The 25,662-nt window shown below is 39.3% G+C and carries 26 protein-coding genes; 24 read left to right on the top strand and 2 right to left on the bottom strand.

Features of this window, described 5'->3' with window-relative positions:
- Window positions 1-14: 14 nt before the first annotated feature.
- The 4 genes from EO127_RS02535 (at window position 15) to EO127_RS02520 (ending at window position 3,784) form a co-directional block, all read left to right on the top strand.
- Window positions 15-275, top strand: a complete 261-nt coding sequence (locus EO127_RS02535; RefSeq protein WP_126938499.1) for a DUF6110 family protein — start codon at window positions 15-17, stop codon at window positions 273-275.
- 3 nt (window positions 276-278) lie between these two features.
- Window positions 279-2,408: a heavy metal translocating P-type ATPase gene (locus EO127_RS02530; RefSeq protein ID WP_127447880.1), complete on the top strand. Its 2,130-nt coding sequence runs from the start codon at window positions 279-281 to the stop codon at window positions 2,406-2,408.
- Between the two features lie 124 nt (window positions 2,409-2,532).
- A complete protein-coding gene (locus EO127_RS02525) occupies window positions 2,533-2,928 on the top strand; it encodes a hypothetical protein (RefSeq protein ID WP_127447879.1) in 396 nt (131 codons plus the stop codon).
- Window position 2,929: 1 nt separating this feature from the next.
- A complete protein-coding gene (locus tag EO127_RS02520; protein WP_164742261.1) occupies window positions 2,930-3,784 on the top strand; it encodes a hypothetical protein in 855 nt (284 codons plus the stop codon).
- Window positions 3,785-4,077: 293 nt separating this feature from the next.
- On the opposite strand, the gene EO127_RS02515 is transcribed toward EO127_RS02520, so the two are convergent.
- On the bottom strand, window positions 4,078-5,250 hold the full coding sequence (locus EO127_RS02515) for a class I SAM-dependent methyltransferase (protein ID WP_127447877.1): 1,173 nt from the start codon (window positions 5,248-5,250) through the stop codon (window positions 4,078-4,080).
- A 457-nt stretch (window positions 5,251-5,707) separates the two neighbouring features.
- Between EO127_RS02515 and waaF the strand changes: the two genes are divergently transcribed.
- The 19 genes from waaF to EO127_RS02420 all read left to right on the top strand — a co-directional run bounded on the left by waaF (window position 5,708) and on the right by EO127_RS02420 (window position 23,482).
- Window positions 5,708-6,727 carry a lipopolysaccharide heptosyltransferase II gene (gene waaF / locus EO127_RS02510; protein ID WP_127447876.1) on the top strand — a complete coding sequence of 340 codons (1,020 nt, stop codon included), beginning with the start codon at window positions 5,708-5,710 and terminating at the stop codon, window positions 6,725-6,727.
- Window positions 6,727-7,770, top strand: a complete 1,044-nt coding sequence (locus tag EO127_RS02505; RefSeq protein ID WP_127448066.1) for a glycosyltransferase family 9 protein — start codon at window positions 6,727-6,729, stop codon at window positions 7,768-7,770. The genes waaF and EO127_RS02505 overlap by 1 nt, the downstream gene beginning before the upstream one ends.
- Before the next feature lie 2 nt (window positions 7,771-7,772).
- Entirely contained in the window at window positions 7,773-8,684 is a 912-nt protein-coding gene (locus EO127_RS02500) for a 3'-5' exonuclease (RefSeq protein WP_127447875.1), read from the top strand.
- A 27-nt stretch (window positions 8,685-8,711) separates the two neighbouring features.
- Window positions 8,712-10,097 (top strand): aminopeptidase, encoded by a 1,386-nt coding sequence (locus tag EO127_RS02495; protein ID WP_127447874.1) that lies wholly within the window; start codon window positions 8,712-8,714, stop codon window positions 10,095-10,097.
- Between the two features lie 4 nt (window positions 10,098-10,101).
- Window positions 10,102-10,482, top strand: a complete 381-nt coding sequence (locus EO127_RS02490; RefSeq protein ID WP_127165128.1) for a hypothetical protein — start codon at window positions 10,102-10,104, stop codon at window positions 10,480-10,482.
- A 13-nt stretch (window positions 10,483-10,495) separates the two neighbouring features.
- Window positions 10,496-10,864 carry an arsenate reductase family protein gene (locus tag EO127_RS02485; protein WP_126938202.1) on the top strand — a complete coding sequence of 123 codons (369 nt, stop codon included), beginning with the start codon at window positions 10,496-10,498 and terminating at the stop codon, window positions 10,862-10,864.
- 107 nt (window positions 10,865-10,971) lie between these two features.
- Entirely contained in the window at window positions 10,972-11,430 is a 459-nt protein-coding gene (rimP, locus tag EO127_RS02480) for a ribosome maturation factor RimP (RefSeq protein ID WP_127068996.1), read from the top strand.
- Window positions 11,431-11,442: 12 nt separating this feature from the next.
- The gene (gene nusA, locus EO127_RS02475; protein ID WP_127068995.1) at window positions 11,443-12,540 is read left to right on the top strand and encodes a transcription termination factor NusA; all 1,098 of its coding nucleotides are present in this window, start codon (window positions 11,443-11,445) and stop codon (window positions 12,538-12,540) included.
- Window position 12,541: 1 nt separating this feature from the next.
- Window positions 12,542-12,808 (top strand): RNase P modulator RnpM, encoded by a 267-nt coding sequence (gene rnpM, locus EO127_RS02470; RefSeq protein ID WP_038145077.1) that lies wholly within the window; start codon window positions 12,542-12,544, stop codon window positions 12,806-12,808.
- On the top strand, window positions 12,801-13,112 hold the full coding sequence (locus EO127_RS02465) for a ribosomal L7Ae/L30e/S12e/Gadd45 family protein (RefSeq protein WP_127447873.1): 312 nt from the start codon (window positions 12,801-12,803) through the stop codon (window positions 13,110-13,112). The genes rnpM and EO127_RS02465 overlap by 8 nt, the downstream gene beginning before the upstream one ends.
- 13 nt (window positions 13,113-13,125) lie before the next feature.
- Entirely contained in the window at window positions 13,126-15,756 is a 2,631-nt protein-coding gene (gene infB / locus EO127_RS02460; protein WP_127447872.1) for a translation initiation factor IF-2, read from the top strand.
- 9 nt (window positions 15,757-15,765) lie between these two features.
- On the top strand, window positions 15,766-16,116 hold the full coding sequence (gene rbfA, locus EO127_RS02455; RefSeq protein ID WP_126938196.1) for a 30S ribosome-binding factor RbfA: 351 nt from the start codon (window positions 15,766-15,768) through the stop codon (window positions 16,114-16,116).
- A complete protein-coding gene (locus EO127_RS02450; RefSeq protein ID WP_127447871.1) occupies window positions 16,116-17,057 on the top strand; it encodes a bifunctional oligoribonuclease/PAP phosphatase NrnA in 942 nt (313 codons plus the stop codon). The genes rbfA and EO127_RS02450 overlap by 1 nt, the downstream gene beginning before the upstream one ends.
- A complete protein-coding gene (truB, locus tag EO127_RS02445; protein WP_127447870.1) occupies window positions 17,057-17,956 on the top strand; it encodes a tRNA pseudouridine(55) synthase TruB in 900 nt (299 codons plus the stop codon). Before EO127_RS02450 ends, truB begins: the two co-directional genes overlap by 1 nt.
- A 117-nt stretch (window positions 17,957-18,073) precedes the next feature.
- Window positions 18,074-18,799: a hypothetical protein gene (locus tag EO127_RS02440; protein WP_164742260.1), complete on the top strand. Its 726-nt coding sequence runs from the start codon at window positions 18,074-18,076 to the stop codon at window positions 18,797-18,799.
- Between the two features lie 165 nt (window positions 18,800-18,964).
- Window positions 18,965-19,906, top strand: a complete 942-nt coding sequence (locus tag EO127_RS02435) for a bifunctional riboflavin kinase/FAD synthetase (protein ID WP_127447868.1) — start codon at window positions 18,965-18,967, stop codon at window positions 19,904-19,906.
- A gap of 11 nt (window positions 19,907-19,917) precedes the next feature.
- Window positions 19,918-20,685 carry a shikimate kinase gene (locus EO127_RS02430; RefSeq protein WP_127165121.1) on the top strand — a complete coding sequence of 256 codons (768 nt, stop codon included), beginning with the start codon at window positions 19,918-19,920 and terminating at the stop codon, window positions 20,683-20,685.
- A complete protein-coding gene (locus tag EO127_RS02425; RefSeq protein WP_127447867.1) occupies window positions 20,682-22,829 on the top strand; it encodes an ATP-dependent RecD-like DNA helicase in 2,148 nt (715 codons plus the stop codon). Before EO127_RS02430 ends, EO127_RS02425 begins: the two co-directional genes overlap by 4 nt.
- Before the next feature lie 176 nt (window positions 22,830-23,005).
- A complete protein-coding gene (locus tag EO127_RS02420) occupies window positions 23,006-23,482 on the top strand; it encodes a ComF family protein (RefSeq protein ID WP_127447866.1) in 477 nt (158 codons plus the stop codon).
- 3 nt (window positions 23,483-23,485) lie between these two features.
- Here EO127_RS02420 and EO127_RS02415 read toward each other — a convergent pair whose 3' ends face one another.
- Window positions 23,486-24,088, bottom strand: a complete 603-nt coding sequence (locus EO127_RS02415; protein WP_127447865.1) for an HD-GYP domain-containing protein — start codon at window positions 24,086-24,088, stop codon at window positions 23,486-23,488.
- Between the two features lie 740 nt (window positions 24,089-24,828).
- On the opposite strand from EO127_RS02415, the gene EO127_RS02410 reads away from it, so the two are divergent.
- The gene (locus EO127_RS02410) at window positions 24,829-25,644 is read left to right on the top strand and encodes a basic amino acid ABC transporter substrate-binding protein (RefSeq protein WP_371412850.1); all 816 of its coding nucleotides are present in this window, start codon (window positions 24,829-24,831) and stop codon (window positions 25,642-25,644) included.
- The last annotated feature ends 18 nt before the right edge of the window (window positions 25,645-25,662 follow it).

The following is a 25,662-nucleotide window of genomic DNA, read 5'->3' as shown; positions in this document are numbered from 1 at the left end:
GAAAGGAACTAACAATGTTCAACGTAAAAAAAGAAACTTTAAGAGATGCTAATGTATTCGCAGCTGGTTTAGCTTTAGGCACAGTAGGTTTGAAAGTATTAACTTCTAAAGATGCTCGCAAAGTATATGCTAACGTAGTAGCAGCAGGTCTTCGTGCAAAAGATAGCATCTTAAAAACAACTGAAAAATTACAAGCTTCCACAGACAGCATCTTAGCAGAAGCACAAGAAATCAACGAAACTCGTGACGAAGAAGTGTTAACAGAAGGAAAATAATCCATGATGCAATTTAAAATGTTGCAACGCTTGTCCCGTCGTCTTCATGTACGCATTGAGGGACGTAAGTTTAATGACGCACAGGCTCAATATATCGAAGATACATTGATGGCCTGTGAAGCCATTAACAAAGCGAACTTCTATACGCGTTCTGGAGACATCATCATCAAACATACTGGTGATGAAAGCGCTGTGAAAGCTGCTTTATTCGGACTTAACGATTTAGATTTAGCTAATGCACCAGCATTACATGAACTTTCACCTCGACTTGTCAACAAGCGTTACAAAGAAGAAATGATCGATAAAACATTGCTTTACATCGGTAAAAAAATCGTTTTACCAGCACCTATCGCAGCAGCGTGGTCCTGGTTCGACGGTATCAAGTTCATTGGTACAGCGATCAAAACATTGTGGAAACGCAAATTGACCGTAGAAGTATTAGACGGCGTAGCTATCGGTGCTGCATTGTTACAAAAAGATTACTCCACAGCGGGTGCTGTTATGTACTTATTGGGCATCGGTGAAATCTTAGAAGAGTGGACATTACGTAAATCCGTGCTGAACCTTGCTGAAAGCATGTCCTTGAACGTAGACAAAGTTTGGGTTCTTGTAGATGGCGTAGAAGTAAGCAAACCAATCGGTGAAGTTCAAGTTGGTGATATCGTAGTGGTTCGTCAAGGCGAAGTAGTGCCATTGGACGGTCAAGTTGTGGACGGCGTAGTACTTGTAAACGAAAGCTCCATGACAGGGGAACCTGAACCAGTACGTCGTGATGCAGGTACATCTGTGTATGCAGGTACTGTTGTAGAAGAAGGTCAGTGTTCCTTCGAAGTACGTACCACATGCAAACACACTCGCTTCGAGCAAATCGTAAACTTAATCGAAGAATCGGAACAAATGAAATCTGGTATGGAACAAAAAGCATATCGCATGGCAGATAAATTAGTACCAGTGAGTTTCCTAGGTGCATTCGCAACCTTCGCCTTAACTCGCAACTTAATGAAAGCTCTATCTTTTGTTATGGTAGATTTCTCTTGCGCATTGAAATTGTCCATTCCATTGGCGGTATTATCCGCTATGCAAGAAGCGTCCAACCGTGGTATCACTGTAAAAGGTGGTAAATTCTTGGAACGCATTGCAGAAGCAGATATGATCGTCTTCGATAAAACAGGTACCTTAACAAAAGCAGAACCTGTATTCCAAGAAATCATTCCTTTCAATGGTAATGATGCCGATGAAATGTTGACATTAGCAGCTTGCTTGGAAGAGCATTTCCCTCATTCCATGGCGAAAGCAGTTGTGTCTGCTGCACAAGATCATCATTTACCACATAAAGAAATGCACTCCAAAGTAGAATATGTTGTGGCACATGGTATTGCATCTAAAGTGGGTAACCGCAAAGTGCGTATTGGTAGCCATCACTTCATTTTTGAAGATGAAAAAACAACAGTTCCAGCAGGAGAAGAAGCTAAATTTGAAAACCTTCCAGAAGGTTGCTCCTATCTATATCTAGCAATTTCTAATGTCTTATCTGCGGTTATTTGTATTAAAGACCCAGTACGTGAAGAAGCAAAAGATGTTATCCGTGAACTTCACGAGTTAGGCGTGAAGAAAATTGTTATGATGACTGGTGATAGCCGTAAAAATGCTGAGCGCGTAGCAGCAGAAATTGGTATTGACGAAGTACATGCTGAAGTAATGCCAACTGATAAAGCTGATTACGTTCGTAAAGCAAAAGAAGAAGGTTACACAGTGATGATGGTAGGGGACGGCATTAACGACTCCTTGGCCTTATCTGAAGCGCATGTAGGTATTGGTATGAATGAAGGTGCACCAATTGCACAAAAAATTGCCAATGTTACAGTGTCCAGTGATAACTTGACTGCTATCGTTGACTTGCGTCGTATTTCCATGAAATTAATGGATCGTATTAAAATTAACTATAACTCCATCGTAGGCGTGAATGGTGGTCTTGTAGGATTGGGTGTATTAGGCGTAATGCCTCCTAGCTCCACTGCATGGATTCACAACTTGTTCACACTAGGTGTGGGTATGTATAGCATGACTCCATTATTGGAAAAACCTAAAACAACAAACGATGACTGCATCGAAGTAGAAGCAGTTGTAGCATAATACAGAAAAGCATCCGTAAGGGTGCTTTTTTGTTTGTAAAATTGAAACAGTATATGTATTTATAAGATGGCTGATGTTTGTTATACTATAGGGAGAGATGATTTTGGTATAGAAAGGAAATTATATGTCAACGATACAAGACGTAGTGCAACGCACAATGTATATGAGTATATTTTTTATATTGATTCCCCTAGGGGCCTATACGATTCATACGGGGATGAGTGCCATGGTAGCAGGGGTGAGCTATGGGGTATTGTCCCTATTCATTCCTATTTTCTACTTACGTTCTAGTGAAAGTGGATTTGGTCCAAAAGCTCGTAGAATACCGATTTGTGTGTATGTACTAGCTTGGGCGATTGTACAAGGGGGTACATTCTTAGTGTTCAATAATTTGGATTTATCTTGGCTGTGGAATCTATCTACTATCGGCCGTGATGTGGTATTTGCCATCATCATGTATTGCCAAGTGACCCTGTCTTTGATATTGGCATTAGCAGGTGGAAAGAATACAGAGGTGTAATATGAGAAGTTATATAAAATTTTACAGCTGGTCCATGCTCTGGATTATTCCGCTCAGTTTGGTGTTTAGCTTAGGACAGTTTGATACATCTAGCATCATCATGTTCGTCATTGCCTCCTTGGGCATTCCTTTGGGGCTGAAAGCTGTACCAAGACTGGCGGGGCAATTTGACTTTCACTTAGGAAAAGGTCATTATACGTACGCCTGGCTTTGGTGGAATCTATTCTTTTTCTTTGGCAATGGTGTGTTGCCCTTTACCTTGCCAAAAGAGCCAATCTATTTGCTCTTAGTTTGGGTGTTGACTATGTTAGTTGTGGTGGCACTCATGATCGGTACCGCAAAACTATTAGATTGCTGGATGGCGCGTAAAGAACGTCATTACTTTATCGACACAGTATTAAACATCTCTACCTATGCGTTGCCGTTGCCAATGCTATTTTTAGGGGATGTGATGTATCTGAACCTAAATGATCCTATCATCCAAGCCTCTTTAGATGCACAGGGCTTTGCGGGATTAATCGCAAGTTTGTATATCGGGGTCGTGCTCATGATGCTTACCACTATCGGCAGTATGGTATTGTATTTATACCCACGTCGTACAGCATTGTGGCCTCGTGTGACAGCCATTGTGGTCATGACAGTATGGTGGGTAGCAACCAATGCACATATCCTATTCGGTGGATATATTCCTGACATTGTGAAAGTATGGGCAGGAAAAGCATTGCCAGCTTTCACAGGCAGTCCATTGGTGTATATTACACCGTCCATCTTTGAAATCTGTGCCATTGCACTAAGCGTGGCGATTGGACTAGGCATTGAAAAATTGTGGCTGTCTAAAACAGATAGATCTAGCTAATATGTGGTGTAACAAAATAAAACTCAATAAAATAGAGGAAAGTTAATCAAAAGTATCAACTTTCCTCTATTTTTATGCTTTTCTAGGCAAATGGCATCTGTAGCTTTCTTATTCATTGCTATAATATAATTATGAAAAAATATATAGGAAGTATATATTTTTTGATGGCAGGACTGGCATAAATTATTTCTATAGAATGGCTCTTTTTGCACAATAAAGAGCTGTCACTCACATGTAGTAAATCCTACACATACAGTGACAGCTCTATAGTATTAAATACTACAATATATGATTTAGTACCAACGTGTTAACGGTAGTTCATTGTTAATGCATTTTGTCATCAAAATTTGATGTAAATCCATGTTGCCAATATAGAAACCAGCGGCACAACCGCAAAGGTATAAATCCCACATACGTACAAATTCAGTGCCCCGTACTTTTTCTACTTGGTCACGTACGCCTTGGAAATTATTGTACCAATGCATCAATGTTTTATAATAATGAAAGCGTAAATTTTCTACATCGACAACATTCATATCATTTTCGTAGGCAAGACCAATGATTTCTCGGAGGGAAGGTAAGGATCCACCTGGAAAGATATATTTACGAATCCATGCACTAGTTTCTTTTTCCGCTGGATCACTGATGTAATGAAGTAAAAATAATCCTCCTTCTTTTAGCATAGCTGAGGCATCTTCCATGTATATAGGTAAATTAGGGCGACCTACATGTTCTAACATACCTACACTTACCAAGCGATCGAACTGACGACCAGAGGCAGCCACATCGCGATAATCTATTAGATCAATTTCCACTTGACCTTCAAGACCAAATTGTTTAATTCTTTCTTGTCCTTTTTTCCATTGCTCTTCTGATAATGTACAGCCATAGCCTTTGACTCCATATTTTAGGGCCGCTTCAATGAGTAGGAAGCCCCAACCGCAACCGATATCAAGAAGTGTCATTCCTTCTTGTAAGTGTAATTTATCGAGAATATGATGTACTTTTTGATATTGTGCATCTTTAAGGCTGTCATCTTCCTCTTTGAAATAGGCGCAAGAATAGCTCATAGTTTCGTCAAGCCATAAACTATAGAAATCATTGCCTAAATCATAATGGGATGAAACTTGTTGTTTTTGGTCTTTCTTTCTAAGACCCATATTAAAGAGGGAACTGAGTACTTTTTTGTTAATAGAGTCTTTGTTAACATGCCCTAATACGACGCAAAGAGCTTTGAATAAATCTCCTTCAATTTCTATATCTTTACGCATGTAGGCTTCACCTAGTGCCAATTCTGCGGATACTAATATATCTTTTTTAGGGATATCTTTATTGACAATAATTGTAAACTCTGGATCTCCTTCACCGATGGTATATTCTTTATCGCCAACTTTTACAACAAAGCAATGATCATTGAATCGTTCCAAATAGTGTACTAAAAAAGTATCAAAAAGTTTAGAAAACATAAGTAAGTCCTTTCTTGTCTTTATACATAATATACAATATATGCACCATTTAGATATGCATTTACATCGTTTATCTAATCACACATGACACAGTTTGTAAAGCTGCATAGCAAATATATATAAGTGTAAAAGAAACAATCCTTGAAGTATGGGTATTTCTTGTATACCATATATATTTGCTATGAATAGGTAAACCTAATGAAGACATTATATACCCTTTATACAGAAAATACATTATATACATAATAAATCTATTTCATAAATACATTTATGTATTGTATTATAAAGTTTGCTTCACTTGTGATATAATAATTGATTACTAAATTTTAATACTATTTTACTAAAACTTTATTAAATCATGGTTACTAAAGAAAAATACAAAATACTTTGTCATCTTTGTTTCTATCTTATGGTATACTAGAAGAGTATAGTATTAGGTAAACGAAAGGGATGGAATATGAAAGAAGATGTACGAATTTTAATCATTAAAATGAGTTCTCTAGGCGATATTATTCATGCCTTACCAACGCTGTATGCATTGCGCCAGCAATATCCAAAAGCACATATTGCATGGGCTGTCCATGAACAGTTTAAAGATGTTATCCCTCCAAAACCTTGGGTGGATGAAATCATTATCATAGATAAGAAACAATTAAAACGTCTTTCCTATTGGAAACAATTATGGAAGTTATTGCATGATAAGCACTTTGATATTTCTTTAGATTTGCAATCCATTGCAAAAAGTGCTATCGTGGCTGCTCTTAGTGGAGTGAAGAAACGTTATGCGTACTGGGAACTTCGTGAGGGTAGTTGGCTGGTGAACACAGCGCTAGTAGGTGACCATAAAATGGATCACGTCATTGAGCGTTATTTAGATACGGCTCGTGCCTTGGGCTGTAATGTGGACGATATTGTGTTCCCATTGCCGACTTTCACAGAGGCAGAAACTTCGGTAACACAGAAATTGAATGATAGAGGCACTTTTATAGAAAACCCTTATATTGTTATTGCTCCAGGTGCTCGTTGGGCAGTGAAAGAATGGCCGATTTCTCATTTTATCGACCTTGGTAAGCGCTTGGTGGCAGCCGGTGAGACGGTGGTGCTCATTGGAGCTAAAGAGGATGCAGAAAAAGGGCGTGCCATTGTAGAGGGTGTTGGTAGTGACAATGTGGTGAATCTCATTGGGGATACGAACCTAAAAGAACTCATTGAGGTCATTCGTCATAGTGCTTTGTACATCAGTGCTGATACGGGCCCTCTGCATATTGCGAATGCTTTAAAAGTACCATTGATTGCTCTATTTGGGACGACGTGCCCAGAACGGACAGGTCCGTATGGGGGTGATCATATTCATATCATTGTGTCACCTACATCACGAGCGACGCTAGAACAACCGTTGGTGGAAGATTTAGAATGTATGGCACAGATTACGGTGGACACTGTATTTGATACGGTGAAAGAAATGAGGAATCTATGATAGAGTTAGATGGAAAACGGATTGTGGTAACCTTCTTGATGCATTTAGGCGATGTGGTGCTCACCACACCGTTTATCCATGCTCTTAGAAAGTTGGCGCCTCACAGTCATATTACTTATGTGATAGACAAGAAGCTAGCGGATGTATATCGTCATAGTCCTTACATTGATGAGTTAGTGGAAGTGGACAAAAAAGGCATCCATAATAGCATTGGAGGATTGAATCGAATTGCTAAAGACATTCGTAGTCAAGGACCTGTGGATGTAGTCATCAATTTGCATCCCAATGAACGGACGTCCTATTTAGCTTGGAAATTGAAAGCCAAGGTGACCACAGGGATGAGTCATTTTCTGTTCCGACCGTTCATGACGAAGGTCACACGGTTGAATCGTAAAACGGTGCATGCTGCTCAGATGTATATGAATGTGTTAGAACAGTTAGGATATACAGTAGAACATGAAGGATTAGAAATCTTTACTAGTTCTGAGTGGAAGCAAAGGGTACAGGAATTTTATGCCTCTCAAGGAGTGGCGGAAACAGATCGGATCATCGGATTTAATATTGGTAGTGCGGTTCCAGAAAAACGTTGGCCTAAGGAGCGATTTGCTCACATTGCAGATACCTTAGCTAAAGAAGGATATAAAATTGTATTCTTCGGTGGTCCCATGGATGAAGATATGGTGCAGGACGTGCTAGATACGATGACAGAACCAGCCATTAAGGGAACGGGACAATTCAGCATTGGAGAATTGGCAGCAGCCATGAAACGATGTGATTGTTTGGTGACTAATGACTCGGGTCCTATGCATGTAGGGGTAAGCCAGGGGGTGCCTATTGTGGCGCTTTATGGTCCGTCGAATCCAGCCTTGTATGGTCCTTTCACAGAGAATGCGGTGGTCTTAGAGTCTATGGATCATTATGATGTCAATAAAAACATGAAACAGGTTTTGAAAGAAGGCAACTACAAAGGTTTGTCTGTCATTTCTGAGGAATCTGTATTAGCAGGCATACGGACAATGTTAGAGAGAAAGGGTATGAACTAAGGATGCACTATATTGTATTTGACTTGGAATGGAACCAGCCCTATACATTAGAACCGAATATGATACGACGATCGGGCTTTCCCTTCATCGGTGAAATTATACAAATAGGCGCCGTAAAATTGGATGAAAGTTTGCAAATTGTAGACCAATTTGAAGTGTTTATTGCTCCTAAATTTTTACCTGTTATGCATCATTCCGTGGAGAAGTTAACTCATATTACTATGGATAAACTGCGTAAAGAAGGGGTGTCTTTCCGCCGTGGATGTGAGAAGTTTTTACGCTTTATTGGTTCTGATGGTATTTTGATATCTTGGGGACCTGATGATATTGAAATGTTGATGGATAATGCCCTTTGTCACAAGGTACATGTACATCAGGAAGTGCCTTGGTTTGATGCACAATCTTTATATGCAAAAACGATGCACAATTGTAGCCAACAATATGCATTGCAAAAAGCGATGGATGAGATGCATGTGCAAGCGCCTAATTTACAAGCTCATAATGGATTGCATGATGCCATCTGTACAGCCATGGTATGCCAACGATTTCCGTTTTTAGAAGCATTACAAAAGAAGCGAGAAAAACAAGGGAAACAACGATGTTTTTACGGACTTTCACGGCATGAACATAAAATATTTGAGTCCATTGTGACCATGCCTCGTATATTCCGACAAAGCAATCGAGCGAAAACCACATGTCCTGTTTGTAAGGAACCCCTGCACTTAGACCCTATTGTGGGGGTGGTAAAACATCGCTTTTTATCAATGGGATCTTGCAAGGAACATGGTACATTTGGGGTTCATTGGTATGTGGGAAAATCGATTAGTAAGCATTTAGGAAAACGATATTATGTTTCCAAAATGGTTACGAATGCACCTAAAGGATTGCGTGAATTGTATGCGCGTAAAAAATAACAATTAGAATTAAGAAAGGAGCTAAGTATGGAACGTAGAAATGCTTGGCATGAATATACAGAACAACAATTACAAGAAATTGATACTTTGGCAACGAAGTATCGCCATTTTCTAGATCATGGTAAAACTGAACGTGAATGTGTGGACCAAATTGTAGCGGCCGCGGAAGCAGCTGGATACCGTAATATGGATAGTATTATCAAAGAAGGTACTACCCTAAAAGCAGGGGATAAGGTGTATTATGTGCATATGAAAAAAGCGGTAGCTATGGTGAACATTGGTACAGAACCGATTGAACAGGGTATGAATATTCTTGGTGCACATATCGATTCTCCGCGTTTAGATGTGAAGCAAAATCCGTTTTATGTGGATAGCGATTTGGCTCTATTAGATACGCATTATTATGGGGGCATCAAAAAATACCAATGGGTGACTATGCCTTTAGCAATCCATGGGGTAGTGGTAAAACGTGATGGCACTGTCATCAATCTTGCCATCGGTGAAAGCCCAACGGATCCAGTATTTTGCGTAACCGACTTATTGCCACATTTGGGACAGGAACAAATGGAGAAAAAGGCTGCTAAAGTGGTAGAAGGGGAACAACTAGACCTTCTTATTGGTAGCCGCCCTGTGAAAGGGGAATTAAAGGATGGCGTTAAATCCTATGTATTACAAGTGCTACAAGAGCAATATGGTTTTGATGAAGAAGATTTCTTATCTGCAGAACTCGAAATCGTGCCAGCTGGTGCTGCTAGAGAATTAGGATTTGATCGTTCTATGATCATCGGTTATGGCCAAGATGACCGTGTATGTGCGTATACATCCTTAGTTGCGATGTTAGAAACAGAGAATGTGAGCCGAACTACATGTACTTTATTGGTGGATAAAGAAGAAATTGGCTCTGTTGGCGCAACAGGTATGCAATCTCGTTTCTTTGAAAACTTCATGGCAGAATTATTGGAAGCTATGGGCCATACTTCTCCATTAGCAGTACGTCGTACTTTATCTAACAGTCACATGTTATCTTCTGATGTTAGCGCCGGTTTTGATCCACTCTATGCGAGTGCCTTTGAAAAGAAAAATGCAGCTTTCTTAGGTCGTGGTGTAGTATTTAATAAATTTACTGGTTCCCGTGGTAAAAGTGGCTCTAATGATGCTAATGCAGAATACATGGCTCGTATTCGCCACTTGATGGACCAAGATAATATTTCTTATCAAACAGCTGAATTAGGTAGAGTAGACCTTGGCGGTGGCGGCACGATTGCCTATATCATGGCTTTGTATGGTATGAATGTTATCGACTGCGGTGTGGCTGTGCTCAGTATGCACTCTCCTTGGGAGGTTACGAGCAAAGCTGATATTTACGAAGCAAAACGTTGTTATTTAGCCTTCTTAGCGGCGAAAGGGGAATAACTCTATGACAACACATGGTGAAGCGGAACGTGTGAAAGTAGATATTTTTAGCATGACTAAAGAGGAAGCAGCACAGTTTGTGAAAGATAAAGCCTACTTTATGATGGTTCTTCGCAAATTGATGTATGAATATTGTCCCATTGTAAAGGTAGAACGATTTGAACCTACAGAGGGGGAAAGTATTTCGGCGTACTTGACGAAAAGTATGGAACAAGATCAAACCCCCGTGTTATCTGTGGTACTAGATCCTTTTGAAGTATCCGCCATGAAAGTCGCAGAGGAGCGAGGCAAACTAAAGGAATACGTCTTTGCTGCTAGCGAAATGACAGAAGTGTTATTACAGGTGTTAAAAGAAAAATTTTGTGAATCTAAAACAGAAAAATAGAAAGGACAGACATATGTTATATATTGAATATCCAAAATGTACGACTTGTAAACGAGCAAAAAAATATTTAGATGATCATGGTATTAGCTATACACACCGTGACATCAAAGAAGAGAATCCAACAGCGGAAGAATTAGGCGTATGGTATCCTAAGAGTAAAAAAGCAGATATTAAAGCCTTCTTTAATACATCTGGTCAAATTTATCGTGGGGAAGGCATTAAAGATAAATTGCCAACTATGACAGAAGATGAAAAATTAGCCTTATTGGCAACCAATGGTATGTTGGTGAAACGTCCTATTTTAGTTTTAGAAGATACAGTGCTTGTGGGATTCAAAGAAGCAGAGTGGGAAGAAGCGTTAAAACGCAATGGTTTACTGTAGCTATTTTTAGAGAGTTGTGGTATACTAAAAGTAACTTTTATAGAATCTATTAAAAGAGTGAGCTGCGGCTCACTCTTTCTCTTATACTGTGGCAAGGAGGGGATAAGATGAAACGTGACGCCGTAGAGGAATTTGTGTCCGGTGTAGTAGAAACGATTATAGAGTCTACGGAGTTAGAGCTTGTGGACGTGGAATACGTGCATGAGCGAGAATGGTACTTGCGCGTATTTTTAGACAAAGAGGGTGGCATCGATTTAGATGACTGCCAAATGGTGAGTGAAAAATTAAGCGAAGTATTGGATGCAAAGGACCCAATCAAAGAGAATTACTTGTTAGAAGTATCGTCTCCAGGACTGGATCGTGTGTTGAAGAAAGAAAAAGATTTCATCCGTTACCATGGACGTGATGTGGACATTCAATTGTTTAAACCCATAGATGGAAAAAAACAATATACAGGATCCTTACAAGGATATTCTGATGAAGTCATTACGATTCAGGTGCAAGAGGAAAGTATTGAACTAGAACGCGCAGCAATTGCACAAATTCGTTTGCATTTAGATTTTTAAGGGAGGAAACCAGTGAGTCAAGAATTAGTACAAGCGGTATTAGCAGTTACTAAACAAAAAGGTGTGGCACCAGAGATTATTTTTGATTCTCTTGAAGTGGCATTATTACAAGCCTATCGCAAAGAAGTAGGAGCAAATCAAGAGGCATATATTTATTTCAATCGTGAAACAGGAGATTATAAGGTGTTGGCTAAGAAAACCGTAGTGGACACTCCTGAAAACGAAGAAACAGAGATTGCCTTAGCAGATGCTCGTCAATTAGATAAGCGTATGGAAATCGGCGATATTATCGAAGTGGATGTAACGCCTAAAAACTTCGGTCGCAGTGCGGCTCATACGGCAAAACAATTATTGATTCAACGTTTGAAAGAAGCAGAACGCAATATTGTCTATGATGAATACTCCAGCCGTGAAGGCGATATTTTGACTGGTTTGGTGGAACGTATTGAAGGTCGAAATGTATTTATTAATCTAGGAAAAACTGAGGCGATTTTACCTGTGTCCGAACAAATTCCTAGTGAAAGCTATGCTGTGGGAGACCGCATTAAATGCTATATTGTGGAAGTGAAAAAGACCACAAAAGGCCCTCAAATCATGATTTCCCGCACACATCCTGGTTTATTAAAACGCTTATTTGAATTAGAAGTACCAGAAATTGCAGAAGGCACAGTGGAGTTGAAATCTGTAGCTCGTGAACCAGGTATGCGTTCTAAAATTGCTGTTGTATCTCGCGAGGAAGAAGTGGATGCAGTAGGCGCTTGTGTAGGTCCTAAAGGACAACGTGTACAAAATATCGTGGATGAGCTCAATGGCGAAAAAATCGATATTGTGAAATGGGATGAAGATCCAGCGGTATACATTGCTAATTCCTTGAGCCCAGCGAAGGTAGTAAGTGTAGTGGCTCGCGATGAAGAAAAAACATCTTCTGTGGTGGTGCCAGATTACCAACTTTCACTAGCTATCGGTAAAGCAGGTCAAAATGCCCGTTTAGCAGCGAAACTAACCAACTGGAAAATCGATATTAAAAGTGAAACACAAGCCGCTGAAGCCGGTGAATATGTGGAATCCGATGATATGATTTCCTTAGATGCTTTTGGAGATGAAGACTAATATGAAACAGAAGTCTCAGCCTATGCGAGTCTGTGTGGGATGTGGAGAACTTCTTCCCAAGAAAGAATTGACACGTGTTGTGTTGAGTCCAACGGGAGAGATTTCTATTGACCCTACAGGTAAAGCCCCTGGACGGGGAGCGTATATGGAAATGAAAGTGGAATGCTTAGATATGGCGTATAAAGCTAAACGATTAGAGCGTTCGTTGAAACATAAAGTTTCACAAGAAATTTATGAATCTTTAAAGGAACAAATATCCCATGAATAAAGAAAAAGTGTTGAATATATTAGGATTAGCACAGCGAGCAGGTCGCTTATTATCTGGCGATTTTGTAGTGGAACGATCCATGAAACGACAAGCCTATCCACTGTTGATTATGGCGGAAGATTGTGCGCAGAATAATGCTAACAAATATAGGCACTTAGCCGAATCTTATCAGGTACCCCTTCGTTTAGTAGGGACCAAAGAGGAATTAGGCAGAGCATTGGGAAAAGAAATGCGAGCAGTTATATTAGTAAATGATGCTGGATTTGCTAAATCCTTGCTAGCTGAAATAGATAAGAATCAGTAGAGGGGGAATGTAGATGTCCAAAAAAAGAGTATATGAAGTAGCAAAAGATCTAGGTGTAGAAAATAAAGTCGTTATTGATGCTTTAAAAAAACACAATGTAGAAGTGAAAAGCCATATGAGTACAGTGGAGGATTCACAAGTATCTATGATTAAACAATCGTTAGCAGGTGGCACTAAACAAGCACACAGTGAGGCACCAAAAGCAACGCAACAAGCACCGCAAAAGAAAGTTCACGAATACCATAGCAATGAGCAAGGTGAAAGACGTGGACCAAAACAAGATAGAAATCATCGCAATGATCGCAACGAGCGTGGAGACCGCAATGACCGTGGTGAAAAGCGTGACCGCCCATTCAATCGTGATGGTAAAAACAATGGTCAACGAGATCATCGCAATGACAGAAATGACCGCGGTGATAATCGCTCTAATCAACGTAATGGTCAAAACCGTGATGGCCGTCGTCCAGAAGGTCGCAATGATCAACGTCAAGATAATCGCAATGGTGGTAATCGCCCTAACAATGGTGGTAGATTCGACCGCAACAATGATCGTAATAACGACCGTAACCATGATCGTCGTAATGATGGACAACGTCGTGAACGTCGCTTAGAGATTCCACAAGTGGATCCAGCGATGACAGCAAAACCAGAAGGTCGTGATCGTCAAGCTAGCCGTGAAGCAGATCGTCAAAAAGAAAATCGCCGTTATGAATCTGAACATCGCAATGAAAATCGTAACGAGCGTCGCAATAAAAAAGATAAAAAAGGCAAAAAAGGCGAACGTACACAATCCTTAGTATCTTCTGCATTGCAAAAAAATAAAAATAAAGTTAAACAACGTAATGAACAACATATCAAACAAAAAGAAGAAGAGCGCCGTAAAGCAGAAGCTGCGATTGCTACTTCTATCGAATTGTCCGGTCCATTAACAGTAAAAGAATTGGCTGAAAAAATGGGCCGTGAAGTATCTGAAATTATCAAAAAATTGATGATGCTAGGTGTTATGGCTACGATCAACCAAGAAATTGATGTAGAAACAGCAATGGTACTGGCAGAAGACTTCGGCGTAGAAGTGGTAGAAGTAGAGCCTGAACAAGACCCTACAGAAATCATTGAAATCGAAGATAGCCCAGAAAGTCTAGTAGCTCGTCCACCAGTTGTTACTATCATGGGTCACGTTGACCATGGTAAAACCTCTTTATTGGATGTAATCCGTTCTACGAATGTTACTGCTTCCGAAGCAGGTGGTATTACGCAACATATCGGTGCATACCAAGTTCGCTATGAAGGAAATAAAATTACATTCCTAGATACACCAGGCCATGAAGCTTTCACAGCGATGCGTTTACGTGGTGCTCAATCTACAGATATTGCCGTTCTTGTGGTAGCTGCAGATGACGGTGTTATGCCACAAACCATCGAAGCCATCAACCATGCGAAATCTGCAGAAGTGCCAATCATCGTGGCTATTAATAAAATGGATAAACCAGGTGCTAACCCTGATCATGTAAAACAACAGTTGTCTGAGCATGGCTTATTACCAGAAGAGTGGGGCGGCGATACCATCATGGTTCCTGTATCTGCGAAACAGCGTCAAGGTATTGAAGACCTATTGGAAACAATCTTGCTTGTAGCAGAAGTGCAAGAATTAAAAGCGAATCCTAACCGTAAGGCACAAGGTATCGTTATTGAAGCACAATTGGATAAAGGCCGTGGTCCAGTATGTACTGTATTGGTACAAAAAGGTTCCTTGCGTGTAGGCGAAACCATCCTTGCTGGTGTAGCATACGGTAAAGTACGTGCTATGACGAATGAACGTGGTGAAAAAGTGAAAGTAGCTCGTCCATCTATGCCGGTGGAAATCTTGGGCTTGTCCGATGTGCCATTGGCAGGGGAAGTGATGTTCGCTGTAGATGACAACGAAGCACGTTCCATTGCGGAAAAACGTATCGAAAAACAACGCATTACTGAAATGAATGCGAAAACAAAAGTCACTCTTGATGATTTGTTCAACCAAATGCAACAAGGAGAATTGAAAGACTTAAATATTATTATCAAAGGTGACGTACAAGGCTCTGTAGAAGCATTACGTCAATCCTTAGAGGGCATTAAAAACCCAGAAGTACGCATCAATATTATCCACAGTGCAGTAGGTGCTATCAATGAATCTGACGTAATGTTAGCTTCTGCATCGGGTGCGATTATTATCGGCTTTAACGTACGTCCAGATGCAAATGTACGTAAAGAAGCAGAAAAAGAAAGTGTTGACCTTCGTACATACCGTGTCATCTATGATGCCATCAATGAAATCGAGGCCGCTATGCGTGGTATGTTAACTCCTGAATTTAAAGAAGTTATCTTAGGCCGTGCAGAAGTTCGCCAAGTGATTTCTACACCGAAAGCTATCGTAGCTGGTTCCTACGTGACGGAAGGTAAAATCACAAATAACTCTGAAATTCGCTTAATCCGTGATGGTATCGTTATCCATGAAGGTCATATCGATTCCTTGCGCCGTTTCAAAGATGAAGTGAAAGAAGTAGCTACAAGTTTTGAATGTGGTATTTCCTTGGAACGTTACCGTGACGTGAAAGAAGGCGACGTAATCGAAGCGTACAAAATGGAAGAAATTGCCCCAGAATTATAGGAGGTATCCATGAGCGAAGTTCGTGTACGAAAATTACAAGAGTTTATTAAACAAGAAGCAAGTCAAATCTTATTGCGTGGGTTGAAAGACCCTCGTATCGGATTTGTTACTGTTACCGATGTGCGTGTGACAGGTGATTTGCGAGAAGCTACGATTTATGTGAGCTTATTCGGCAGTGAAGCGGAGAAAAAACAGTCCCTAGAAACTTTGCGTAGAAGTGCTGGCTATTTCCGATCTGAACTAGGAAAGGTGCTCCAATTACGTCACATTCCTAGCATTGCTTTTGACGCAGATACATCCTTAGATTACAGCATGCACATCGAAGGATTATTAAATTCTATTAAACAAGAGGAACAATAATGGCGAAAATTAGTATTGATCAACTGAAAGCATCGATTGATACAGCCCATTCCATTCTTCTTACTGTTCATGTCAGTCCCGATGGGGATGCCATAGGCTCTATGCTTGCTATGTATGAAGCTTTGGTAACTCAAGGGAAAGCAGTCCGTATGGTAGTAGATGATGTAATTCCTGAAAAGTTTTCTTTTCTTTCCTTGTGCTCTAAGATTGAGCCCATAGAAAGTTTAGAAAATGGCTATACATCAGATATGCTACTCATTTTGGACGCTAGCACATTTGAACGAATTGGAGAAGTAGGTGTACGAGTGAGTGCACCTACTTTTAATATAGACCACCATATTTCTAATACAGAATTTGCAGACGGTTTATATTTGCGCCCAGATTTTTCTTCTACAGGAGAAACAGTAGCGTACCTATGTAAGATGTGGAATTGGGAGATTACCCAATCGATGGGGCAAGCCTTGTATATGGCTATGGCTACTGATACAGGGTTCTTTAAATTCTCCAACACCACAGCTCATACGATGGAAATGGCAAGCTTATGTTTACAAGCTGGAGCAGAGCCACATGTGATTTCCGAAGCTATCGAACAAGTGGAACCATGTCGTATCGAGGTGATGAAAGAAGTCTTAGATAATGTGTCCTTTCACCATAAAGGACAAGTGGTCTCCATGTGTTTGACCTTACCCTTGATGGAGCGTATTGGAAATGATACAGATGGATTTGTGGACATAATCCGAAACATTAAGGGCGTGGACGTGGCTATCGTATTGAAAGCTAAAACAGAGACCTTAACGCGTGCTAGCATTCGCTCTAAAGTGCGTGATGCGAACCAAATTGCTAGCCATTTTGGTGGCGGTGGACATATTCGTGCAGCCGGTTGCTCTATTGATCGTCCTATTCATGAAGCATTGGAACAAATCTTAGCGGTGATTGAGTAATGGATGGAGTTATTTCTTTAATCAAGCCACCAGGCATTACCAGCCACGATGCGATCGGTATTTGTCGACGCATTCTGAAAGAACGGCGTATTGGTCATAGTGGGACTTTAGATCCCTTAGCATACGGTGTGTTGCCTATCTTTGTGGGCAAAGCTACTCGTGCCATTGAATATACGGAATCCATTGGTAAAACCTATGTAGCAGAATGTAAATTAGGTATCGAAACAGATACAGAAGATAGTACAGGGAATGTGCTGCGGGCAATGGATATCTCTAAGGCTCCTAGCTGGGATGTTCTAGAGCAGGCAGTGAAGTCCTTTCAAGGTTCTATTGAGCAACGACCATCCAAGTATTCAGCCATTAAAATTAATGGGCAAAGAGCTTATGATTTAGCCCGTGCAGGAGTAGAGTTTACACTACCATCTCGTTTGATTCATATCTATGATATTGAGTTATTGGCGTATGCGTATCCATTCTTTACCATTCGTGTACGATGCTCTGCTGGCACTTATGTGCGTGCTTTGTTACGAGATATATGCCAGCAATTAGGCTTGTGTGGTATGATGACACAGCTATGCCGTACTGCAGTAGGACAATGTGATATTGAACAGTCTGTAACCATTGAAGAATTAGAAACACTGGTGGAACGAGCTGTGCAACCTGTGGATGCGTTGTTAACGCACTTGCCAGCGGTGTATATCAATGATATTAACCGTACCCGACTCGTACAGGGCAAACAAGTGCCGATCCATACAGTGAAACCGAACGGAACGTTCTGTGTGTCGCCAGATGAAATCCTAGTAGATACATTAGTGAGAGCCTATGATGCGAATGGATTTATGAGTATATTGCGACGGTTGGATAGCACTTTGAAAGTGGAAAAAAATATATACATATAACATACGTATAAGAAATGGTCAGGAACCTTATGGGATCCTGGCCATTTTTCTTTTTTTATAATATTTGATATAATACAAGCAAAATTATAATGTGTGGTAATGATGGAGGGAAAATTTTTGAGAGATATTAATGCGGGAATATGTGAAAAACTACGAGTTATTGGATATGATGCCATGAAGGATAGTAGTCCAGTAGAAAGAGTTAAAAAGTTAAAAAAAGCATATGATGATGGATATATTACTGTCGGAGAATTTGAAAATGCCTGTTGGTTTTTTGAAAAAACAAATGATAAAGGAAACCATGAGGCTAATATGCGTCGACGAAGAGATTTAAAAAATTTAAAAATATATGATTCTAAAAAGAAAAAAGAAGCTTTAGAGAATAGTGTTTTAATTGATTATGATATACCAGAGGATCTTCAAAATACTATAGATGCTTATAAAGATGTTCATGCTGATAGTGAAAAGTGTATAAAAGCGTTTCAAAGTATTATACATTCCTATGAAGATCTTGATAGTGGTAATGAGAATTGTATAGAAATGTTATTAGATTGTGTATTAGAGGTGACACAAATAACAGTTGATAAGCTTAGGTTTAATGAATATTTTTTATATGATGTTGATAAATGTCTTATTATTTCTTATGCAAATACTATTTGTGACGTAATGCATATTCATAATTTGTGTGGATATGAGTATACATGTGTTAATGAAGAAAACTCGCCAATGGTTAAGTTAGGAAAATTATCTATCAGTTTATTTGTAAAAGTTTTTGATGTGGAACTAGCTTTTTCATATATAGAAGATGTAAAACAATATGTAAATGTTTATTTAGAGAAATAATATATAGTTAATTATAATTTGCCAGGATATTACCATTACTATTGTATGTCCTGGTATTTTTTGCTTTCATACATGTATACACTTTCTATAGTCTACGGTTGTGTTATAATAAGGAGTACACTGAAATAAAAGTTCTATTTCATAGTTCAAAAGATAAGGATTAGTATGAATATTTTATATACGATATCAGAGTTAGATACGATACAGGAACCCATTGTGTATGGCATGGGAACCTTTGATGGATTGCATTTAGGTCATCAATCGATTATTAAAGAAGTCTGTGACAGTGCGAAGGCATGTAATGGAGTTTCTGTGATTGTTACCTTTGATGCTCATCCATTTACTATATTACAACCGAAACAAATTCCACCTCGTCTGCTACAACGAGAAGAACGATATGCCATGCTAGAGGCCATGGGTGTTGATTATGTGCTAGAACTACCTATGACAGAAGAATTAGTCACAAAGTCAGGGGAAGAGTTTATTCATGGTTTATGTGCCCATCGTAAGGTACGGAAAATAGTAGTCGGTGCAAATTTTAATTTCGGATATAAAGGCTTAGGAAGTTCAAAGCTAATTCGAGAATTATATCCGTCTATTGAAGTCCATGATCAAGAATTGGTTCGCTATGACTGGATTGATGCACCTATATCTAGTACGGCTATACGCAGTAGCATTGTACGGGGTGATATTGAGCTAGCTAATACAATGTTAGGTAGACCGTACCGTTTTACGGGGACCGTAGTGAAAGGGGATCAACGGGGACGTACCCTGGGATTTCCTACATTAAACTTTCATTTCCCCGATACAATGGCAACGCCAGCGGATGGTGTGTATGTAAATCAAGTATACATCGGTGGCAAATGGTATGGTGCAGTGGGGAATATGGGAGATAATCCAACTTTTATTAACCAATATCATCGATTTGAAACGCACCTATTTAATTTTTCCGATGATGTGTATGGAGAAGTGGCTACGGTAGAATTTCTTGCTTTCATCCGTGGAGAAGTAAAGTTTGATTCCCTCCAAGCCCTCATTGATCAAATGGAAGATGATAAGGCCTTTGCATTAGACCATTTACATAGTACGATCTATAAAAAATTCTAAGGAGTATGTTCATGAAATTACAAGAAAGTCGCAAAAAAATTGATGCTATTAATAAAGAGTTAATTCACTTGTTTGAAGAGCGTTTACGTATCGTGGTAGATATTGCGAAGTATAAAGAAGAGCATCAGATGAAAATTCATGATGTACAGAGAGAACAGGAAATTCTTGCATCCGCTGTACAAGCATTGGAAAATCCTGAATTAGCAGATTACGCAAAAGAATTTATGAATGAGATAATCCGTATTTCTAAAGATTATGAAAAGAACCACATTCATCAACATATTTTCCTAATTGGTATGCCAGGAGCGGGTAAAACAACCATAGGTAAGGCCTTAGCGCAAGCATTGGGATTAGAGTTCTTTGATGTGGATACAGAAATTCAAGAGCGTACTGGGAAATCTATTCAAAATATTATCATTCATGATGGAGAAGATGAATTCCATCAATTAGAACTTAATGTTATTCAAGATTTAGTGAGCAAAAAGAATGCCAGTGTCATTGCTACAGGCGGTGGTACGGTGTTGTGTGATGCCACGGCTGAACTGATGCGTGAATCTGGTTATGTGGTATTGATTCAACGAGATGTAAAACAAATTCTCGATGATTTAGATATGGAAATTCGTCCATTATTGAAAGAAAGTATTGAATATATTTTCCGCTTATACGAAGAACGTCAACCGATTTACGAACGTGTGAGTCATATTAAAATTGAAAACATCAGCAATGTAGCAGATGTGGTGCAAGCTGTCATTTCTGCATTGCCTAATGCATCCTTATGATAACGCTACTAGGAACGGTATACCGTGTGATCTATAAGTCTCCGCAAGAGAATTTTTGCGTATTTGTACTACGGGATTACCAAGAAGATACCCATATTTGTACCGGTAATATTACCCCTCCAAAGGTAGGAGAAGAGGTAGAAATCAAAGGTAACTATATTATCCACAAAAAATATGGGAAACAGATTTCAGTTCAAAGCATACAACGTGTGATGCCAGATACCTTGGCTGGGGCAAGACGATATTTAGAAAGTCTTGGTGTGAAAGGATTAGGCCCGAAGTCATTAGAGAAACTGTTGGATTATTTTGGTATTTCTATATTAGAAATTCTAAAAAAAGAGAATCCCATAGAAATACTCGAGGCACCGATTTCTTCTCGTAAAACTAAGCAAGAACTGTATAAAGTATTGCTGGGCGAAGGTGTTCTACAGGAAATTAATGACTTCTTTGCCAAGTACAACATGAGTAATCGTTGGAGTCGTCAGCTCTATGAAATATACGGTGCCAAAACGATTGAAATGTTACAGGATAATCCATATTATTTGTTGACCGTAGATACCAATTTACCATTTCATGTAGTAGACCATTTTGCAGAAGAGTTAGGATTTCCCTTCGATAATCCTAAGCGTATTGATGCAGGTATCCGCTTTACCATGGAACAAATTGGAGCTTCTGGACATTCTTGTATGCCCATAGAGGAATTGATGGTGCAGTTGTCGAATCTATTAGGTGATGACTATATTGATGTGACCGTAGACCGTTTGGAAACGTTAATTGAAACAAAACGCTATGTACAGGTGGATCACGATGATGTATTGTATATCTATCATCCTACTGTATATCGAGCAGAAGTTGATAGTGTAGAGTTCACAGAAGCCTTTTTAGATGAAGATGTGCTACCTTTACTGGATGGTGATGATTTCTGTAAATGCTACGAAATTAAGCATTCCATGGAGTTAGGTAAAGAACAAAAGAAAGCAATCAATATGGTGTTTAGTCATCGATTCTCTATTATCACTGGTGGCCCAGGTACGGGGAAGACTACTATTATTAAAGCCTTAGTAGAAGGATTCCAGCAAGGAAACTTAAAGCGTATTGTCCTCTGTGCACCTACGGGGCGTGCTACGAAACGATTGTCGGAAGCGACGGGGATGGAGGCTTTCACTATTCACCGTTTATTAGAACCGGAGTTAGAGAATAATACGTATACCTTTGCCCGTAATCAAGATGAACCATTAGAGGTGGATGTAGTTATCGTAGATGAATCATCTATGCTTAATTTGGAGCTGTACTATGCGCTGATACAGGCGATTCCACCTAGTGCATATGTGGTACTTGTGGGTGATGTAGACCAATTGCCACCGATTGGTGCAGGCTTTATCCTACGGGATATGTTGACTAGTTCTATCGTGCCGTACCAAGGATTGACGCAAATTTACCGTCAACAGGAAGGAAATCGTATCATCGATAATGCGTATGCTATCAATCATGGTGAGATACCCGATTTGTCCAGTTGTGATGAATTTCAATTTGAAGGTGCTCACGATGTGGAAAGTGTTCTTTCAGCAATTACTAAGCACTATAAAGAAGAGTTGCAACACGTAGAGTCTGATTTGGATATTCAAATTGTTTGTCCTATGCGTAAAGGTTCTATAGGAAGTGCAGCAATTTCTAAATATTTGCAAGAGGAATTGAATCCGAAACGAAGTGGCAAAGAAGAGCTGAAAGTAGATGGAACCGTGTATCGTATCGGCGATAAAGTCATTCAAATGGAGAATAACTACGACCAAGATGTGTATAATGGAGAAATTGGTGTTATCACAGATATTCTTGGGAAACAAGTGCATGTGAAATTTCCAGATAAATCCATGACTCTTGACGAAGAAGATATGATGATGATGGCACTTGCCTATGCCATTACGGTGCATAAAGCACAGGGTAGTGAATATGAACGGATTATTTTGCCATTTATTTCTGCCTATAATGTGATGTTGCAGCGGAATCTACTCTATACGGCAATCACTCGTGCCAAAGATAAAGTGATTCTCATCGGTAGTGAAACGGCTGTAGAGACAGCGGTGAATCGAATAGATACAAATTATCGGTATACATTATTTAAGGAACGCTTAGAGGGGGCGATCTAATGAGGTTATGGGACTTATTGTGTCCACCTACGTGTATTCATTGTGGTAAAGATGTATATACCCAAGGTGAGTGGTGTGATACATGCTTGCAAGTAGTTATGCATGAACGTTGTATAATGGGTCCAAAATATTCTTCTTTAGAATGTATATATATTCTAGCGGATTATGTAGGTGGTATGAAAACCATGCTACACGATATAAAATTTAATGGAAAAAAGGAGCGAGCTCTAGGAGCCGCTCCTTTTTTGCAACGTTTTACAGTTACTTGCTTGGATATGAATTACATGCCAACCATTGTTGTACCTATTCCCATTAGCGACAGCAAACGGAAACAACGGGGATATAATCAAGTAGATATGTTGTTTAAAAATTGGGTTAACCAACAAAATTGGAAGTGGGTAGATTTATTGGTGAAATTAGATGGCTCTAAACCGATGTGGACTTTGACGAAAGAAGAAAGACGGAAAAATATGAAGGGTCATTTTTTAGTTCGTTCTGATATGGTGAGTGCCTATGCAGATAAGAACATTAGTATATTATTAGTAGATGACATCTATACAACAGGGGCTACCTTGCTAGAAGCGGCGGACACAATCCACGCCGTCTTGCCCAGGGCAAAGATAAAGGCTCTCACTTTAGCAAGTGGAGCCTAATGATTATCCTAATATTTCTATAAATGCTTTTACCACATCTGGATCAAATTGTGTACCCGAGTGTCTAAATAGCTCTTGTTTGATTTCGCTGCGAGGTTGTAATGTTGTATCTGATGCAGGGTCGATAGCTGTTACATAGTAATCAGCAATGCCGATGATGCGAGCACCTAATGGAATGTTGGCACCTCTTAGATGTTTCGGAAACCCTGTACCATCCCAACGCTCATGATGGTATTTAATGTAAGGAATGATAGGCTGGCAACATGGATAGTTTTCAATCATGCTAGCCCCAAATACAGGATGCTGCTTGTATTTAGACAATTCCTGGCGGTTGAAGTAAGGAAACTTCATTAACACAGTGGAAGGTAAGCAAATTAAGCCTAAATCGTGTAAACATGCTGCGTGGCGAATCAATTCAATTTCACCTTTTGGCAATCCCATTTTAGCAGCAATGGCTACAGCATAATTGGCAACCTGCACCGAATGCACATATAAAGTTTGGCTTTTCATTTGAATCATTTGTAAGAGCTGTAAAGTGACTAACTCTAAGGTGCTCTTATCTTGCTCGTAAGCTCCTGATTCCTGAATTAGTGATAACATAAACATGCGCAAACCCTTCCTAACAAATAGAAACGGTGTACTCTCTTCTGGAAAACCACCGTTTTTATATTCTTCGTTTACTTAAGTACACACATTATACAATAAAATTTTATCCTTGAATATACCCTATGGAGTGGACAAAAATGTACTGAAAAGTTCTCATCATTCATTGAAAAAGTGAGAATGTGATAAGCATGGGGTATACTAAAGTTAATGTATATTTGGTGAAAAAAAGCAAGTCTTTTTTCTGAATGTACTATATAAAAATGATATAAGTAGAATGAAAAAAATCATGATGGTTCCTAAGTGACAAAAGTAAGAAATATAGATATAATAAGAGTACATAACGGGTCTGTGGTTGAAAGTCGAGGCCAGTCGCAGGCAAAACGATCCACATAAGCAATGAGAAATTGTGAGCATGGTGCGGCTTAGATGTAAGACCTGCCGACAAACTATGTCGAGAGGGGTAGTAGTGGGGAGCACGGCTTATGAGCGAACCTTCCAGCAGGCGAGTGTGGGGGCAAAGACCAGGTCAGCCGTATGAAACACAGCAGAAATTGTTCTGCTGTGTATTTTTTTATGCTTTTTCGGTATAACAGTCTTTGAAACTAGTTTATGCAATTTAGTACATGTAACAATGATTAATAAAAATACATAAAATTTGCAAAAATATGTTGACTAAATATTCATATAGATGTATAATCATTGCATAAGATACAACATGAGTGATTTAGTAAAGGAGAAACATCATGAAAACAAATGTAAAAAAACTAATATGTACTGGATTATTAGCCTTAGGTGTAGTAGCACTACTAGGAGGATGTGGTTCTCAAGGAGGAGAACAAGCACAAAAAAGTAATGTATTAAAAATAGGTACTAATGCAACATTTGTACCATTCGAGTTTAAGCAAGAAGGTTCAGAAGAATTACAAGGCTTTGACATCGATGTAGCTAAAGAAATTGCAAAACGGACTGGTAAAACTATTGAATTTAAAAATGTTCCCTTTGATGGACTAGTACCAGCCTTAGATAATGGTGAGATTGATTTGGCGGCATCAGGTATGACTATCACAAAAGCTCGGATGGAAAAAGTTGGTTTCAGTATGCCGTATTATGAATCTGGTATGGCTGTAGTGGTAAAAGAAAATTCTGCGATTAAAGGGTTAGATGATTTGACTGGTAAAACGATTGCTGTACAAATGGGGACTACAGGAGCAGATTTAGCTAGCAAAATCAATGGTGCTATGGTAAAAAACTTTGACCATACCAGTGATGCCTTATTAGAGTTACAAAATGGTGGTGTAGAAGGGGCATTGATCGATTTGCCAGTAGCACAGTATTACGTGGCTAAACATGGGGATCAACACTTAACGGTAATCGAATATCCAAATACGAAAGAATACTTTGGATTGGCTATGAATAAAAAGAATAAAGAGCTTATAGATAGTGTAAATAAAGCATTGACAGAGATGAAACAAGATGGTACTTTAAATAAGATTTACCAAACATGGTTTAAAACTGACATGCCTAAGGATATTCCCGTGACATATGAAGGAAAATAATGTACTATATAAGGAGGC

Origin of the sequence: Veillonella sp. 3310 (assembly GCF_003999875.1) — a bacterium.
Classification (GTDB): Bacteria; Bacillota; Negativicutes; order Veillonellales; family Veillonellaceae; genus F0422.
Note: the sequence above shows the minus strand (reverse complement) of the source record. Positions and strands in the feature narration are given on the sequence as shown.